At 60.6% G+C, this 15,525-nt stretch carries 14 protein-coding genes and 3 tRNA genes; 6 read left to right on the forward strand and 11 right to left on the reverse strand.

The genetic code is table 11. The annotated features are described in order from the left end of the window. Positions 1-4: 4 nt before the first annotated feature. From secE to I6L44_RS15060, 5 genes are all read right to left on the reverse strand, one after another. Positions 5-376: a preprotein translocase subunit SecE gene (gene secE, locus I6L44_RS15040; RefSeq protein WP_005341843.1), complete on the reverse strand. Its 372-nt coding sequence runs from the start codon at positions 374-376 to the stop codon at positions 5-7. A 60-nt stretch (positions 377-436) separates the two neighbouring features. Then, positions 437-513 (reverse strand) — tRNA-Trp (locus I6L44_RS15045). Between the two features lie 53 nt (positions 514-566). Then, the gene (tuf, locus tag I6L44_RS15050; RefSeq protein WP_074042664.1) at positions 567-1,751 is read right to left on the reverse strand and encodes an elongation factor Tu; all 1,185 of its coding nucleotides are present in this window, start codon (positions 1,749-1,751) and stop codon (positions 567-569) included. 168 nt (positions 1,752-1,919) lie between these two features. Beyond that, a tRNA-Gly gene (locus I6L44_RS15055) sits at positions 1,920-1,994 on the reverse strand. A gap of 38 nt (positions 1,995-2,032) precedes the next feature. Further along, a tRNA-Tyr gene (locus tag I6L44_RS15060) sits at positions 2,033-2,117 on the reverse strand. Between the two features lie 263 nt (positions 2,118-2,380). Between I6L44_RS15060 and coaA the strand changes: the two genes are divergently transcribed. Further along, positions 2,381-3,319: a type I pantothenate kinase gene (gene coaA / locus I6L44_RS15065; protein WP_005339877.1), complete on the forward strand. Its 939-nt coding sequence runs from the start codon at positions 2,381-2,383 to the stop codon at positions 3,317-3,319. A gap of 80 nt (positions 3,320-3,399) precedes the next feature. Here coaA and birA read toward each other — a convergent pair whose 3' ends face one another. Together birA and murB are read right to left on the reverse strand one after the other, a co-directional pair. After that, positions 3,400-4,365 (reverse strand): bifunctional biotin--[acetyl-CoA-carboxylase] ligase/biotin operon repressor BirA, encoded by a 966-nt coding sequence (gene birA / locus I6L44_RS15070; RefSeq protein WP_118854372.1) that lies wholly within the window; start codon positions 4,363-4,365, stop codon positions 3,400-3,402. Then, positions 4,362-5,399, reverse strand: a complete 1,038-nt coding sequence (murB, locus tag I6L44_RS15075) for a UDP-N-acetylmuramate dehydrogenase (protein WP_216952231.1) — start codon at positions 5,397-5,399, stop codon at positions 4,362-4,364. The genes birA and murB overlap by 4 nt, the downstream gene beginning before the upstream one ends. 127 nt (positions 5,400-5,526) lie before the next feature. Here murB and I6L44_RS15080 point away from each other — a divergent pair, with 127 nt between their 5' ends. Further along, complete coding sequence (locus tag I6L44_RS15080) at positions 5,527-6,180, forward strand: TrkA family potassium uptake protein (protein WP_005339863.1); 654 nt, start codon at positions 5,527-5,529, stop codon at positions 6,178-6,180. Continuing rightward, positions 6,177-7,532 (forward strand): TrkH family potassium uptake protein, encoded by a 1,356-nt coding sequence (locus I6L44_RS15085; protein WP_005339856.1) that lies wholly within the window; start codon positions 6,177-6,179, stop codon positions 7,530-7,532. Before I6L44_RS15080 ends, I6L44_RS15085 begins: the two co-directional genes overlap by 4 nt. A gap of 41 nt (positions 7,533-7,573) precedes the next feature. Here I6L44_RS15085 and I6L44_RS15090 read toward each other — a convergent pair whose 3' ends face one another. Then, positions 7,574-8,404 (reverse strand): AraC family transcriptional regulator, encoded by an 831-nt coding sequence (locus I6L44_RS15090; protein WP_216952232.1) that lies wholly within the window; start codon positions 8,402-8,404, stop codon positions 7,574-7,576. A gap of 101 nt (positions 8,405-8,505) precedes the next feature. Here I6L44_RS15090 and I6L44_RS15095 point away from each other — a divergent pair, with 101 nt between their 5' ends. Together I6L44_RS15095 and I6L44_RS15100 are read left to right on the forward strand one after the other, a co-directional pair. Then, positions 8,506-9,039 (forward strand): carboxymuconolactone decarboxylase family protein, encoded by a 534-nt coding sequence (locus tag I6L44_RS15095; RefSeq protein ID WP_216952233.1) that lies wholly within the window; start codon positions 8,506-8,508, stop codon positions 9,037-9,039. Positions 9,040-9,053: 14 nt separating this feature from the next. Further along, positions 9,054-9,494 (forward strand): DUF417 family protein, encoded by a 441-nt coding sequence (locus I6L44_RS15100; protein WP_005357613.1) that lies wholly within the window; start codon positions 9,054-9,056, stop codon positions 9,492-9,494. 40 nt (positions 9,495-9,534) lie between these two features. Here I6L44_RS15100 and I6L44_RS15105 read toward each other — a convergent pair whose 3' ends face one another. The 3 genes from I6L44_RS15105 to I6L44_RS15115 form a co-directional block, all read right to left on the reverse strand. Further along, on the reverse strand, positions 9,535-11,508 hold the full coding sequence (locus I6L44_RS15105; protein ID WP_216952234.1) for a DNA topoisomerase III: 1,974 nt from the start codon (positions 11,506-11,508) through the stop codon (positions 9,535-9,537). Positions 11,509-11,575: 67 nt separating this feature from the next. Beyond that, the gene (locus I6L44_RS15110; protein WP_005341867.1) at positions 11,576-12,073 is read right to left on the reverse strand and encodes a response regulator; all 498 of its coding nucleotides are present in this window, start codon (positions 12,071-12,073) and stop codon (positions 11,576-11,578) included. 55 nt (positions 12,074-12,128) lie between these two features. Beyond that, positions 12,129-14,096, reverse strand: a complete 1,968-nt coding sequence (locus I6L44_RS15115; protein WP_216952235.1) for an ATP-binding protein — start codon at positions 14,094-14,096, stop codon at positions 12,129-12,131. A gap of 276 nt (positions 14,097-14,372) precedes the next feature. Between I6L44_RS15115 and I6L44_RS15120 the strand changes: the two genes are divergently transcribed. Beyond that, entirely contained in the window at positions 14,373-15,503 is a 1,131-nt protein-coding gene (locus tag I6L44_RS15120) for a NapC/NirT family cytochrome c (protein ID WP_216952236.1), read from the forward strand. Positions 15,504-15,525: the final 22 nt, after the last annotated feature.

The following is a 15,525-nucleotide window of genomic DNA, read 5'->3' on the forward strand; positions in this document are numbered from 1 at the left end:
ATCCTTACACACCGGTAATCAGGTTGACCAACCAGACCAAGGCGCCGTCCAGAACGAACAGCAGCAGCCCCATCACGGCGGTCACCGCCAGCACAATCAGGGTTGTCTGAATGGCTTCCTGACGGGTTGGCCATACGACCTTGCGGACTTCCAGGCGAGACTCACGGGCGAATGCCAGTGTTGCCTTCCCTTTGGTGGTTTGCAGGGCTACTGCACCGGCAGCAGCGATGACAATGACCACACCCAAGGCGCGGACGGCAGCAATAACATCGCTCAGCAGATAATTACCTACTACAGCGGCCACCAGGATAATGAAAACCAGGCCCCAAAGCAGGGTATCCTTGCTTCCGCCCTGGTTCTCAGAACTAACACTCATACAACCCACCTGTATCTGACGTAACCAAAGACACAAAAGCCCCGTACGAGACGAGGTATATGGCAGGGGCGGCAGGACTCGAACCCGCAACCATCGGTTTTGGAGACCGCTGTTCTACCAATTCGAACTACGCCCCTGCATAAGAAAGCCCCTATTATAGGGGCTTTGCTTTATTTATGTAAGCCAAAGATTAAGCGATAACTTTAGCTACAACACCAGCACCTACGGTACGGCCACCTTCACGGATAGCGAAACGCAGGCCGTCATCCATCGCGATCGGCGCAATCAGGGTAACAACCATCTTGATGTTGTCGCCCGGCATTACCATCTCTACGCCTTCCGGCAGTTCGATGGTACCGGTCACGTCGGTAGTACGGAAGTAGAACTGCGGACGGTAGCCTTTGAAGAACGGGGTATGACGACCACCTTCTTCTTTGGACAGTACGTACACTTCAGATTCGAACTTGGTGTGCGGCTTGATGGTGCCCGGCTTGGCCAGTACCTGACCACGCTCTACGTCTTCACGCTTCACGCCACGCAGCAGTGCACCGATGTTCTCGCCTGCACGACCTTCGTCCAGCAGCTTACGGAACATTTCAACGCCGGTACAGGTGGTCTTGGTGGTATCTTTGATACCCACGATTTCCACTTCTTCACCAACTTTAACGATACCGCGCTCTACACGACCGGTTACTACGGTACCACGGCCAGCGATAGAGAATACGTCTTCGATCGGCATCAGGAACGGCTGGTCAATCGCACGCTCCGGCTCCGGAATGTAGCTGTCCAGGTGGCCAGCCAGTTCCAGGATCTTCTCTTCCCACTGAGCTTCGCCTTCCAGCGCTTTCAGTGCGGAACCACGGACTACCGGCAGGTCATCACCCGGGAAGTCGTACTCGGACAGCAGTTCGCGAACTTCCATCTCGACCAGTTCCAGCAGCTCTTCGTCATCTACCATGTCACACTTGTTCATGAACACGATGATGTACGGAACGCCTACCTGACGACCCAGCAGGATGTGCTCACGAGTCTGCGGCATCGGGCCGTCAGTCGCTGCTACTACCAGGATCGCGCCGTCCATCTGGGCAGCACCGGTGATCATGTTTTTAACGTAGTCGGCGTGACCCGGGCAGTCTACGTGTGCGTAGTGACGGGTAGCGGTGTCGTATTCTACGTGGGAGGTGTTGATGGTGATACCACGCTCACGCTCTTCCGGTGCCTTGTCGATCTGGTCGAAGGCGAAAGCTTTACCACCGAAGTGCTTGGCCAGCACGTTGGTGATAGCTGCAGTCAGGGTGGTTTTACCGTGGTCAACGTGGCCGATGGTACCCACGTTAACGTGCGGTTTATTACGCTCAAATTTTTCTTTAGACATGATCGTCCCTCTAAACTAACGCTGAGTACGCGGTGGCAAGCTAACCACAGAACAGTTTATATGATGGATTTGAATCTGGTGGGAAAGAGAGAGGTACTGATGGCTGGTTCGCTTGCCGAACTCACCCTAGGGTGCGGCTCTGCTAACGCCTGAGCCATATCAGCATCTTGGAGCGGGCAGCGGGAATCGAACCCGCATCATCAGCTTGGAAGGCTGAGGTAATAGCCATTATACGATGCCCGCATTTCTCTAACCCAAAGAACTCAAACCGCAGAGAAATATGGTGGAGGGAGAAGGATTCGAACCTTCGAAGGCAGAGCCGTCAGATTTACAGTCTGATCCCTTTGGCCGCTCGGGAACCCCTCCAGACGCCAGATTGTCACAACGGTAATTCTGCTTGCACCCGTTGTGTTTATCGCTTTTGCACGGCAAATAGACGACAGACAGTCAAGCGTCGCGCATTTTATTGTAAGGTTTTGGGGGATGCAACCATTGAACCCGGCAAAATATGCTTTATTGCTGGGAAGTTTGCAAAAAAGCGGGGGCAAACAAGCCAATCCTGCTGCGTCCCTTGTCGCTCCCCCACCCTTGGTGTATGGTCGCCGTGCCCAAGAAACAGTGATGACACCATGACGACAGAGCATAATCCCTATCTGCAATTCACCCGCGAACAATGGGCGTTATTGCGCGATTCGGTCCCCCTGACCCTGACCGAACACGATCTGCAGACCCTGCGCGGGATCAACGAGAAGGTGTCATTGCGGGAAGTGGAAGAGATATATCTGCCTCTCTCCCGCCTGCTCAATCTCTATGTCAAAGCCAAACAGCGTCGCAGCCGGGTGCTGGAGCAGTTCCTCGGCCAGTCCCGCGGCAAGGGCACCTATATCATCAGCATTGCCGGCAGCGTGGCGGGGGGCAAAAGTACCACGGCCCGTATTCTGCAGGCCCTGCTGGAGCGCTGGCCGGAGCACCCGCGGGTGGAGCTGGTCACCACCGACGGCTTCCTCTATCCCAACAAGGTACTGGAAGAGCGCGGCTTGATGCGCCGCAAGGGGTTCCCTGAGTCCTACGACATCCGCCATCTGGTGGAGTTTGTCGCCAACATCCGCGCTGGTCACGAGAAGGTCGAAGCGCCGGTTTACTCCCACCTTATCTACGACATCATTCCCGATGAGAAGAAGGTGGTGGAGCAGCCGGACATTCTGATCCTGGAAGGGCTCAATGTGCTGCAAAGCGGCATGGATTACCCTCAGGAGCCCCATCGGGTCTTCGTGTCGGACTTTGTCGACTTCTCCATCTATGTGGATGCCGATGCCGAACTGCTGCGTACCTGGTATATCGAACGCTTCCTGAAATTCCGCAGCGGCGCCTTCTCGGATCCCGACTCCTACTTCCATAACTACGCCAAGCTGGCGGAGAGTGAGGCGACCCAGATCGCCAGCAACATCTGGCAAGATATCAACTATCTGAATTTGCAAGAAAATATCCTACCAACGCGTGAGCGAGCCAACCTGATCATGACCAAGGGCCATGAACACGCCATCGAGCAGATCAAGCTGCGCAAATGATGACAGCTGTTGCCGGATAACGAAGAGGGGGCCCGCGGGCCCCCTCTTCTATTTGGTATCATGAGCGGCCTTGCTGAACCTCAGTCGCCCCGGCGCAGGGAGAGTTCGCCCCCCAGATAGAACTTGGTGCCCTCCTCCGTCTCCAGCCGCAGGGCGCCGCGATCGTCGATGCCACGGGCGATGCCGCGGATCTCCTGATCACCCATCAGCAGGCGCACCGGGCGACCGGCAAAGTGATCGAGCCGATTCCACTCATCGACAAAGCTTGCCAACCCCTGCTGCTCAAAGGTGTGCAGCGCCCGCTGCAGATGGACAATCATCCGGGCCGCCAACTGATTGCGATCGACCAGCTCGGGATTGATGTGGCGCAGCTCGGCCCAGGCCTGATCAATCTTCTCACCTTCGCGGGCAGGCATCGCCAGATTGAGACCGATGCCGATCACCAGATGACAACTGGCCCCGGCGCTACCGCTCATCTCTACCAGAATGCCCGCCAGCTTGCGGCCCTGATAGTAGAGGTCGTTCGGCCACTTGAGCTCGACGCCTTGATAGCCAAGGGACTCCAGCGCTTCAACCACTGCCACGCCGACCGCCAGACTCAGCCCCATGGCCGCCGCCATGCCTTGTTCGAGTCGCCAGTACATGCTGAGGATCAGCTGGCAACCAAACGGCGAAATCCAGGGTTTGCCACGACGACCGCGCCCGGCTGTCTGGCACTCGGCCAGACAGCTCTCGCCAGAGCGCAGCTCATTGACCCGATCCAGCAGGTGTTGGTTGGTCGAGCTAATGACCGGAAAACAGTGCACCGGCGCCATCGGGGCCAGTGCCTGCAAGGTGGCCTGATCATAGAGCGCCATCGGCACCGCCAGCCGGTAGCCCTTGCCGGTCAGGCTAAAGAGATCCAGCCCCAGCTCCTTGAGCGCCGCCATGTGTTTGCTCACCGCCGCCCGGCTGATGCCGAGCTGCTCGCCCAACTGTTCGCCGGAGTGAAACTGGCCGTCGCTAAGCAGGGTGATCAGGGTCTGTCTGATGGGAGTCAACGTCATGAGAGCACCTCGTCGAGCCAGGTTTCACCGTGCGCGCCCATAAAGCGCACCTCGTGCTCCAGCACCACGCCAAACGTCTGCTCCACGCAGTCGCGGACATGGGCCGCCAGCGCGATCAGCTCCATGGCACTGGCGCCCCCCAGATTGACCAGCACCAGCGCCTGCTCCTGATGAACAGCGGCACGGCCAATGGCGAAACCTTTCAAACCGCACTGATCGATGAGCCAGCCCGCCGCCAGCTTGGACTGCCCTTCTCCGGCCGGATAGCAGGGCATCTGCGGATAGCGCGACTTGAGCGACTCCGCCAGCGCGGCAGGCACCACCGGATTCTTGAAGAAGCTGCCCGCATTGCCGAGCACCGCAGGATCCGGCAGTTTGGCCATGCGGGTGGCACAGACGGTATCGAAGATGGCCTGCGCCGAAGGCGCGTCACCGAGCGCAGCCAGTGGGCCATAGCCCTGCACCGGTTGCCACGCCTTGGGCAGTTTGAGCCCGACGGCGGTGATCAGGTGGGAATCCTGATACTCGTGTTTGAAGATGCTGTCGCGATAACCGAAGCGGCACTCTGCCGCCGCGATCCGTTCAATCTCGCCACTCTGCCAGTTGAACGCCTCGACATAGGCGCAGAAGTCGGCCAGCTCAACGCCATAGGCACCGATGTTCTGCACCGGCGCGGCACCGACCGTACCGGGAATGAGCGCCAGATTCTCTAGCCCGAACCAGCCCTGTTGCAAGGTATGGCGCACCAGCTGATGCCAATCTTCACCGGCCGCCACATGGAGCAACCAGTGATCGCCACCATCTTCAGCGGTAATCCCCTTGAGCCGGTTGAGCACCACCAGACCGAGAAAATCGGTGGTGAAGAGCATATTGCTGCCGCCGCCCAGATTGAGGCGAGGCAACTGGTTGAGTTGTGGATCAGCACGCAGGGTCGCCAGATCGGCAACCTGCTCCACCTCGGCCAGCCAGAGGCAATACGCATCGAGGGCAAGGGTGTTGAGCTTCAACAAGGAGGCGTTGGCATTCAGTTTCATCGGTCTATCCCGGCTTGGTGCAAGGGCGCAGTCTACCTCAAGTTGCCCCATGACGAAAAACCCGAGCCCTTTTCGGGGGAATAGCAGTGGTTTAGAGTAGGCGACTTCAACTGCTGAGGAATAACTCATGAACAACCAGTTTGCCGTCATCGGCCTGGGCCTGTTTGGCAGCGCGCTGTGCGAAGAGCTGCAACGGCAAGATGCCGAAGTACTGGCCATCGATATCGACGAGAGCAAGACCCGGCAAATCGCCGCCCTCTGCAATCACGTTATCGTGGCCGACGCCACCGATGAGGCCACCGTGGCCGAGCTGGGACTGGCCAATTTCGATATCGTCTTCGTTGCCATCGGTGACAACCTGGAGACCAGCATCCTCACCACCCTCGTCTTGAAAGAGGCGGGCGTGAAGAAGGTGTGGGTCAAGGCGCGCGACAAGTTCCACGCCAAGATCCTGCAGAAAGTGGGCGCCGACAAGGTGATCAACCCGGAGTGGGACATGGGCCGCCGGGTCGCCCAGAGCATGCTGGACAACCGGCTGTTCGACTATCTGGAGCTGGGCCACGACATGGTGCTGACCGAGTTCGTGATTGGCCTGCAACAGAACGGCCGGGAACTAGGCGACTTCCATCTGCTGCAACAGAGCGATTTCCAGCTGCTCGCCATCAAGCGTGGTGACGTGCTGCACAACGTGCTGACCGGCAAGATGGAGCTGCAACTGGGCGACATCCTGATCCTGGCGGGCAACAAGCACGCCATCGACCACTGGCTCGAAACCCTATGATCAACTGGCGCAGCAGCTACGCCTTCGCCCTCCATCGGGAGCAGGACTCTCGCTGGAGCGAAGCCCGGCTGATCCTCGGCAGCTTTCTGATCATTCTGCTGATTGGCACCATCTTTCTGGTGCAACCCTCCAGCCACAATGGCGAGGTCACCTTCGTCAACGCCCTGTTTACCGCCACCTCGGCCATCAGCGTGACAGGTCTTGGCGTGGTGGATACCGGCACCGCCTTCACCCTGCAGGGGCAGATTTTCCTGCTGATGCTGATGGAGATCGGCGGTCTGGGCCAGATGACCATGACCCTGCTGCTGATCGCCATCTTCAGCAAACGGGTCGGCCTACGCCAGCAGGTACTGGCCAAGGAGGCGCTGGGACAGGAGGGCTCGGTCAACATCATCCAGCTGGTCAAACGGATCGTGCTGTTCGCCTTTATCGCCCAGCTGATCGGCACCGGCATCATGGCGATCCGCTGGGTGCCCGAGATGGGGTGGGTGCACGGCCTCTATGTCAGCTTCTTCCACGCAGTATCGGCCTTCAACAACGCCGGGTTTTCGCTCTTTGCCAACAACCTCATCGACTATAGGGACGACCCCATCATCAGCCTGACCATCGCCGGTCTGCTGATCCTGGGGGGGATCGGCTTTACCGTCATCGTCGATCTGGTGCGCAACCGCCGCTGGCGCAAGCTCAAGCTGCACAGCAAGCTGATGCTGCTGATGACCCCGGCACTGCTGCTGGCCGGTACCCTGATGTTCTGGCTGCTGGAACACAACAACCCGGGCACCCTCGGCAAGGCCGGTGTCGGTGGCCAGCTGCTGGCTGCCTTCTTCCAGTCTGCCAGTGCCCGTACCGCCGGTTTCAATACCATAGATATCGGGCTGATGACCCCGGCGGCGCTGCTGTTCCTGATGATGTTGATGTTTATCGGTGCCGGTGCCACCTCGACCGGTGGTGGTATCAAAGTCACCACCTTCGCCGTGGTGCTACTGGCGACCAAGGCGTTTCTGACCAAACGGCCCCATGTCACCGCTTTTGGCCGCACCCTGTCGCCCCAGATCGTGACCCGCTCGCTGGCCATCATCATCGTCAGCACCATGGTGCTGATGCTGGCGATGTTCCTGCTGATGGTGACCGAGGATCTGCCGTTCGACAAAATCATGTTCGAGACCATCTCGGCATTTGCCACCGTCGGCCTCTCCACCGGCATCACCGCCTCCCTGAGCGAGCCGGGCAAGCTGATCCTGGTGCTTGTGATGATCTGCGGCCGTCTCGGCCCCCTGACCCTGGCCTTTATGCTGGCCCGCCCAGTCGAGACCCGCATCCGTTATCCGGAAGAGAACGTCTATACCGGCTGACCAGCCATGAACACGGGGCAGCCATTGGCTGCCCCGTTTTTTTATTCGGCTTGTTGCTGCGCCTTGAGCCAGCGCCCCGGGCTCACCCCCAGCTCCCGCTCGAATGCCCGACCAAAGGCGACACTGCTGCTGTACCCCGCACCCAGCGCCACCTGCATCATGGGCTCCCCCGCCAGCAGTTGCTGGCAGGCTAGCGCCATGCGCCAGCGGGTCAGATAACCCAGCGGCGCTTGACCAACCCGCTCCTGAAACCTCGCGGCAAAACGGGCCCGCGACATGCCGGCCTCCCGCGCCAGCGTGGCCACCGTCCAGGGTTCATCCCCACGCTGATGCATCACCGAGATCGCCTTGGCCAACTGGGGATCGGAAATACCTGCCAGCATCCCCTGCTGACACACCCCTTGCTCGACCAGATGACGCAGCAGCAGGATCAACAGTACCTCCAGCAAGCGGGAGATCAGCGGATCCTGCCCGTAGCGGGGGTGAAACGCCTCGTCAAACAGCTGACTCAGCACCGGCGTCAGGGCAGGCAACTCACGTAGCGGCAGCACCAGCGAGCCCGGTAATGCCAGTTGCAACGGCGATGCTCCCCCCTTGCCGAATGCGACATTGGCGCACACCAAATCACAACCCCCCAGCGTTCTGGGTTCAAGCTTGTGGGGACGTCCCCGAGGGAACAGGATCAGGGTCGGCTCCTCGAGCAGCAAGCTGGTTCCCCCCTCTTCACGCAGCATGACGGCACCGCTGCGCAGCAGATGAAGATGTCCGCCACTCGGATAATCATCACTGGAGGAGTTCTGGCACAGGTTGCCGGCGAAGAAGATCTTGGCTTCGGGGGAGGCATGAACCAACAGGGCAGAGAGCGGATCCATATTTGAGACGAATGGTATTTATTTGCAGACGATGAGTGATAAACCGTATCACGAATGACGGCACACTGTCTCCCGTACCTTCACTACCACAGGAGAAGATCATGAGCCGTATCCAACCAGTATCCCAACCGCAACCCGCAGCCGCCCAGACCCTGACCACCCTGCGCCGCAATCTGGGCATGGTGCCCAACCTCTACGCCACCCTGGCCCACTCGCCAGCCCTGCTCAATGGCTTTCTGACCTTTGCCGAGGCGCTTGGCAAGGGGCGCCTCACTGCCCCACAACGGGAGTTGCTGGCACTGGCCATAGGTCAAGCCAACGCCTGCCAATACTGTTTGTCTGCCCACACACTACTGGCGGGCAAGGCCGGATTCTCGGCCCAGGAGATCCGGGCTGCCCGGCTCGGCCAGGCCTCGGCTCCCCTTGATCACGCCCTGCTGCAACTGGCAACGGCGCTGGTCAGTCAGCGCGGAGTGATCAGTGACGAGCAGCTTGCTAGCGCCCGTGCCGCAGGCGTAGATGACGAGCTGCTGCTGGAGGTGCTCGGCCAGGTGGTCGTCAATACCCTGACCAACTATGGCAACCACCTGGCAGCGACCGAGATCGACTTCCCGCCCGTCACTCTGACCCCTTAAACAAGGAGCCCCCCATGCAGCAACATGACAAAGGCTTTCTGGTCGCCCTGGCGGGCGTGGTATTGACCCTGCTCTGGATCGGCGTCTTCAAGTTTACCCCGACAGAGGCAGCCGCCATCAAACCACTGGTAGCCAGCCACCCCTTGATGAGCTGGCTCTATGGCCCCCTGTCGGAACAGAGCGTATCGAACCTGATCGGGGTGGTCGAGATAGTGATCGCCATCGGGCTGGTCGTGGGTCTGTGGCAACCTCGCATCGGTTACTGGTGCAGCATGGGGGCTATCGTCACCTTCCTGGCGACGCTGAGCTTCCTGCTGACTCTGACAGGTGTCTGGAAGATGGTTGACGGCGTGCCAGTCACCGAGTTCTTCCTGTTCAAGGACCTGGTGTTTCTCGGTGTGGTTCTGCACTACCAGCACAGGATCCGTGCCAGCTTGTCCACTCAGGCAGCCTGACAACAATGCCTTTGGCGCCCAGGATGGGCGCCTTTTTTCGTTATGCAGCCCTGGTCTGGCGCTTGCTGGTCGTCTTGCGCGGTCGGGGCCCGCCAGTCGTGCTGGCTGCCGGACTCTTGCGTTTGGTAAAACGCCGCTTGCCGGCACCCGGCGCCTCCTTGGGCAGGGTGCTGAAGCTGGCGCCGGAGTCCTGCCGCGCCCTCTCGATCAAGCCGTTGAGCTGCTCGGTGAGCGGCCCCATAAACTGCTGGTAGCTGCCGTGACGCTCGGCGATCTGGGCGAGGCTCTGCTCCCATAGCGCCGTCATATCCGGCGTGGTGGCGGTGGCTGGCAACGCCTGCACCAGCGCCCGCCCGGTCGGGGTCGCCTTGATGCTCTTGCCCTGGCGCACCAGAAAGCGGCGCTTGAACAGCAGGTCGATAATGCCCGCCCGGGTCGCTTCTGTGCCGAGACCATCGGTGTCGCGCAGGGTCTTGCGGATCTCGGGATCCTGTACATAACGAGCGATGCCGGTCATAGCCGCCAGCAGGGTGGCATCGGTGAACGACTTGGGCGGCTGGGTCATCTTCTCCTGCAGTTCGCCCCGCTCGCACAGCAGTTGCTCTCCCTCTTTCAGGGCAGGCAGCGTGCCCGCCTTCTCTTCGTCGTCATCCTCCTCCACCCCGAGCAGCGCCTTCCAGCCCGCCTTGAGAATGCGCCGCGCCTTGGCCTGAAACAGGCCACCGGCGATGCGCAGCAGCACCTTGCTGTCGTTGTATTCGAACGGGGGATAGAACTGCAGCAGATACTGGCGGGCAATCAGGCCATAGAGCTTCGCCTCGTCGGCCCCCAGCGTGGCGGGGTTGCCCTGCTTCTCGGTGGGGATGATGGCGTGGTGGGCATCCACCTTGCTGTCGTTCCACGCCTTGCTGCGGATCTTGCCATCAGCCTCGCTCACCGCCTTGGCCAGTGCAGGCGCTGTAGCGGCGATGGCACCGCGCACCTGCTCGGACCGCTTGAAGTGGTCGGTCGGCAGATAGCGGCTATCGGAGCGCGGATAGGTGATGAGCTTGTGGCGCTCGTAGAGGCTCTGGCAGATGTCGAGCACTCGCTTGGCATCCATGCCGAAGCGCTTGGCGGCATCGATCTGCAGGCTGGAGAGGTTGTAGGGCAGCGGCGCCGCCTGCTTGCGGGCCTGCTCCTCCACCGATTCAACCTGTGCGGGTTGGCCGTTGATCCTGCTCACCACCTTGTCGGCCAGCGCCCGATTGAGCACCCGCCCCTCCTCATCCTGCCACGGCAGGCAGGCTTCCGATGGCAGCCACTTGGCGGTGAAGCGCTCGTTACTATCGGTCAGAAGATGGGCCAGCACCTCGTAGAAGGGTTTGGGGACGAAGGCCTCGATCTCGAGATCCCGCCGCACCACCAGCCCCAGCAGCGGGGTCTGCACCCGACCGACCGAGAGCAGCTCGCTGCAACCTGCCTTGCGCCCGAGCAAGGTATAGGCGCGGGTCATGTTGATGCCGTAGAGCCAGTCGGCCCGACTGCGGGCCAGCGCCGAGACCGCCAGCGGCACGAACTCCTTGTTGTCCCGCAGCTTCTCGAGGGCACGGCGCACCGCAGGCGGGTTGAGATCGCTGATGAGGCAGCGCTGCACCGGCTTGGTTTTCGGGTAGCCGAGAAAGTCGATCACCTCGTCCACCAGCAACTGCCCTTCCCGGTCCGGGTCACCGGCGTTGACCACGCAGTCCGCCTGCTTGATCAGCCGTTTTATGACGGTGAGCTGGGTTTTGGTCTTGGGTTTGGCCACCAGCTGCCACTGGGCGGGGATGATGGGGAGATGCTCCATCCGCCACTGCTTGAAGGCGGCGTCATAGGCATCGGGCTCGGCCTGCTCCAGCAGATGGCCGATACACCAGGTGACCACATCCCCTTGGGCTGTTTCGATAAAACCGTCGCCCTTCTTGTGGGGCTTGGGCAGGGCATCGGCAATGGCGCGGCCCAGCGTGGGCTTCTCGGCGATAAAGAGTCGCATCGGTGGCTACCTGCAATACTGTATATGCAGACAGTATACAACTGCCACCGCGAAAGCCCAACTGCCCCTACTCGTCGAACGGGTGATCGTGGATGGCGGCAAACAGCCGCGCCTGATTGAGCAGCGGCGCATAGTGGAAGGCATTTTCGCCATCTTCCGCCAGCAGGTAGTCGGTCAGCTGTTCGCGCACCGCCTCTTGCAGGGTCTCCAGCTTCCACGGCTTGGCGAGGTAGTAGTGCAACCCACCGCGATTGACCGCTTCGACGGTGGCCTCCAGCCCGGCTTGTCCGGTCAGCAGCAATTTGCGGCTGGCACGGGTGGAGGCTCGCCGGTTCAGCTCTACCAGAAAATCGACCCCCAGGGTTCCCGGCATGATGTGGTCACAGAGGATCAGCGCCAGCTTGTTGCCGTCGCGCTCCCACTCCTCCACCACCGCACGCGCCTCATCGACGCTCTCAGCCGCCTCCAGCTCGAAGTGGGAACGGAACGGGGCGAGATCATGGATCACCGCATCCAGCACCTCCCGCTCATCGTCCACACACAGGATCAGATAGTGTTTGTTCATTGCTCCTCCTTGGCGACATGGTTTGGCACGCCGCGCGATTGATGCTGGCCACCGCTCAGGCCGCATGCTCCTTGTTGTGATGAGGTTCGCCCCCGTAACCGGCCTGCCCCATGCCATCCAGCGGCAGACAGACCCGCATCCGGGTGTAGCGGCCCGGCGCCGAGTCCACCTCAATCCGGCCGTGGTGCTGCTGAACTATCTGCAGCGAGACGCTCAGACCGATACCGAGGCCGAAATGGCCCTCCCGCTTGGTGGTGAAGTTGAGATCGAAGATCCGCTGCCACAGCTCGGGCTCGATGCCGCAACCGCTATCCTCGATCTCCACCATGACCCACTCGGGATCCAGCAGCCCGGTGCGGATGGTGAGTCGCCCCGAGCAGCTCATGGCATCCAGACTGTTGGCGATCAGGTTGGTCCACACCTGTTGCAGGGCGATGGGGTGACAGCGCACCAGCGGCAACGGCTGGTACTCCTTGCAGAGCTCATGATGCTTGAGGCGGTTTTCGAAAATCATCAAGGTATCTTCCAGCCCCTCGTGCAGGTCTACCAGCGAGGGCTCGGCCCGATCCTGCCGGGCATACTGCTTGAGGCTCTTGACCAGATCGCCGATGCGACGGGCACACACTTCGATATTGCGCAGGAAGCTGCCGGTCTGCTGGAACAGCTCCAGCCGGGAGAGCAGCGCCTCCCGCTCGTCGGCAGTGCGGCTGGCAAACCAGCGCTGCCAGTTCAGCTCGTCATCCAGATTCATCTGCACCGCCAGCCGTGCCTGCTGACGATCGCCAAAGCGCCCCTCCGCCAGCCGGGTCTTGTCACGGATCTCGCTGGTCGAGACCGGCTGGGAGGAGAGCGCCTGACAGAGGGTCTGGTTGCCCAGACCCTTGATGGGGGCAGGTAGTTCGAGATTGACCAGATCGGGGATGGCGGCCCGCAGGGTCTCGCTACCGCGGATAATGGCCGCCACCGGGTTGTTCAGCTCGTGGGCGACACCTGCCACCAGCTGACCCAGCATCGCCATCTTTTCGCTCTCCACCAGCTGGGCGTGAGCGGCATCAAGGGAGTTGAGGGTCTGTTGCAGCCGCATCTCGGTACGGATGCTGTTTTGCAGGCGACGGTTGAAGTGACGCAGCAGCAGGTTGGTAAAGGAGGGGAGCAGTTCGCTGCGCGCCTGCATCACCCGGGAGAATTGCAGCTTGTCGAGCTTGATAACCTCGGCACCGGTCAGAGTCACGCCGGTGGTGAAGGCGGGTTCGCCGGTCACGAAGGACATGCCCCCCACCAGCGAGCCGGTACGGTAGTGCACCACCTCCTGATCGATCCCCTGCTCGTCCCGCTTGCGCAGCACCACCTCCCCCTTGGCGATAAACCAGAGGAAGCTGTTGGGCTCCCCCTCGCGGGTCAGCACATGGCCCGGGCTGTAGTGGCGGCAGACCCGCTCCTCGTCATTACCCTCGAAAAACTGATAGAGGCCGTCGATCACCACCCGCGACAGCTCTTCATCGCTGCAGTGGGTGTAATCCATAAAGCCCTGCCGATAGGCAGCCAACTGGCGATCGACGTGGGCTCGCAGCAGCTTCTGGTTGTCGAGCACGGCGGCATAGCTCAGCAGGTCCGCCTCGGGACGCTGCAATACAAAGTGGCTCGCCTGCTCGATCACCGCCCGGCGCAGGCTGCCATCGCGCCAGGGGCGTTGCAGGTAGTAGTCGAGACGACCTAGGTTCACCGCCTCGATGATCGATTTCATCTCCGGCTGGCTGCCCAGCAGGATCTTGCGGCACGCCTCGTGACGGCTGCCGAGGCGGATTAGAAAATCGGCCCCTCGCCCATCCCCCAGCTCGCTGTCACACACCACCACGGCGGGTGGCTGCCCCTTGCGATCCAGCTCGTCCAAGGCCAGCTCCGCCGACCCCTGACCGACCACCACCACCAGCGCGAAATGGCCGAGCAGCGGAGCCAACTCCTGTTCGAATTCGGCCAGCAGTTGCACGTTGGCGGCGACACACAGCAGTGAGAAAGGGCTCATCAGCGACACTCCGTTGAGGCTCACTGCTCACTATATCAGCGAATCTTGTGGGGTTTTGCGAGGGGGCTAACAGCTGTCGCGGAAAGTGCACAAATAGATAAAACAGAAAACAACTGAATTTAATTCGATAATTAAATCAATAACAAAACAAAAGACAAAATGTGACAACAATCAAAAATATAAACCATGATGGAGGTCAACGCCTTATCCCTGTCATTACTACTACTATTGGACTAGTACTATGTAGGTAATTATTGACCGTAGGAAAACGCCGCCATGATTGGAAAACTGATAAGAAAAACCTGGTTCTGGCTCCTGCTGCTCGGGGCCCTGCTGGGTGTCGCGGCACTGGGTGTCACCGTGACCGTGCTGCACAAGACCAGCTCCACCGAATTCTGCGTCTCCTGCCACTCCATGCAGACTCCGCTCGCCGAGTATCAGGGCAGTGTCCACTTCCAGAACACCAAGGGGATCCGCGCCGAGTGCGCCGACTGCCACATCCCGGGCGATCCCACCTCCTACCTGTGGACCAAGATCCGCGCCGTGAAGGATATCTATCACGAGGCGATCGGCACCCTGGATACCCCGGAAAAGTATGAAGCCCACAAGCTGCGGATGGCCCAGTCCGTCTGGGACGAGTTGAAAGCCAACGACTCCGCCACCTGCCGCAGCTGCCACAGCTACGAGGCGATGGATATTCTGGCCCAGCGCCCCAATGCCCGTGCCGAGCACCCGGTCGCCATCAAGGAGGGCCAGACCTGTATCGACTGCCACCGCGGTGTCGCCCACATCATGCCAGACATGAGCGGCCTGGCTGCCGCCGGTGCCAGTGAGCTGGCGCAGGCTGCGGCCCAGACCCCGGCCAACATCACCACCCGTTACGCCATCGCTACCACCCCGCTGTTCCTCGATGCCGCAGCCAAGACCGACGAAGGCACCCTGATGCCCTCCACCAAGGTGGAAGTGCTGGCCAACGAAAACGGCCGCGCCAAGGTGCAGATCGAAGGCTGGCAACAGGATGGTGTGAGCGAAGTGTTCTACGCCGCACCGGGCAAACGGATCCTCAGCGTACTGGTCGGCGATGCCGCCAAGAAAGCGCTGGTCACCGGCCAGAGCGAAACCGACAGCGCCACCAACCTCACCTGGCATCAGGTCAAGCTGACCGCCTGGGTCGACCAGAGCCAGCTCATCGGCGATCAGGGCAAGCTGTGGCAATACGCCTCCACCCTGATGTCCAACAACTGTACCGGCTGCCACGGCCTCACCGCGCTGGATCACTTCAATGCCAACCAGTGGATCGGCGTCATCAAGGGGATGGAGTCTCGTACCTCCCTGACCCCGGAACAGGCTCGCATGTTGACCCAGTATGTCCAGAAACACGCCAGTGACATGAGCGCGGCCCACTAAGGCTGGCACAGAGGAAAACCGT

It is taken from the genome of Aeromonas sp. FDAARGOS 1414, assembly GCF_019047065.1.
Lineage (GTDB): Bacteria > Pseudomonadota > Gammaproteobacteria > Enterobacterales > Aeromonadaceae > Aeromonas > Aeromonas veronii_A.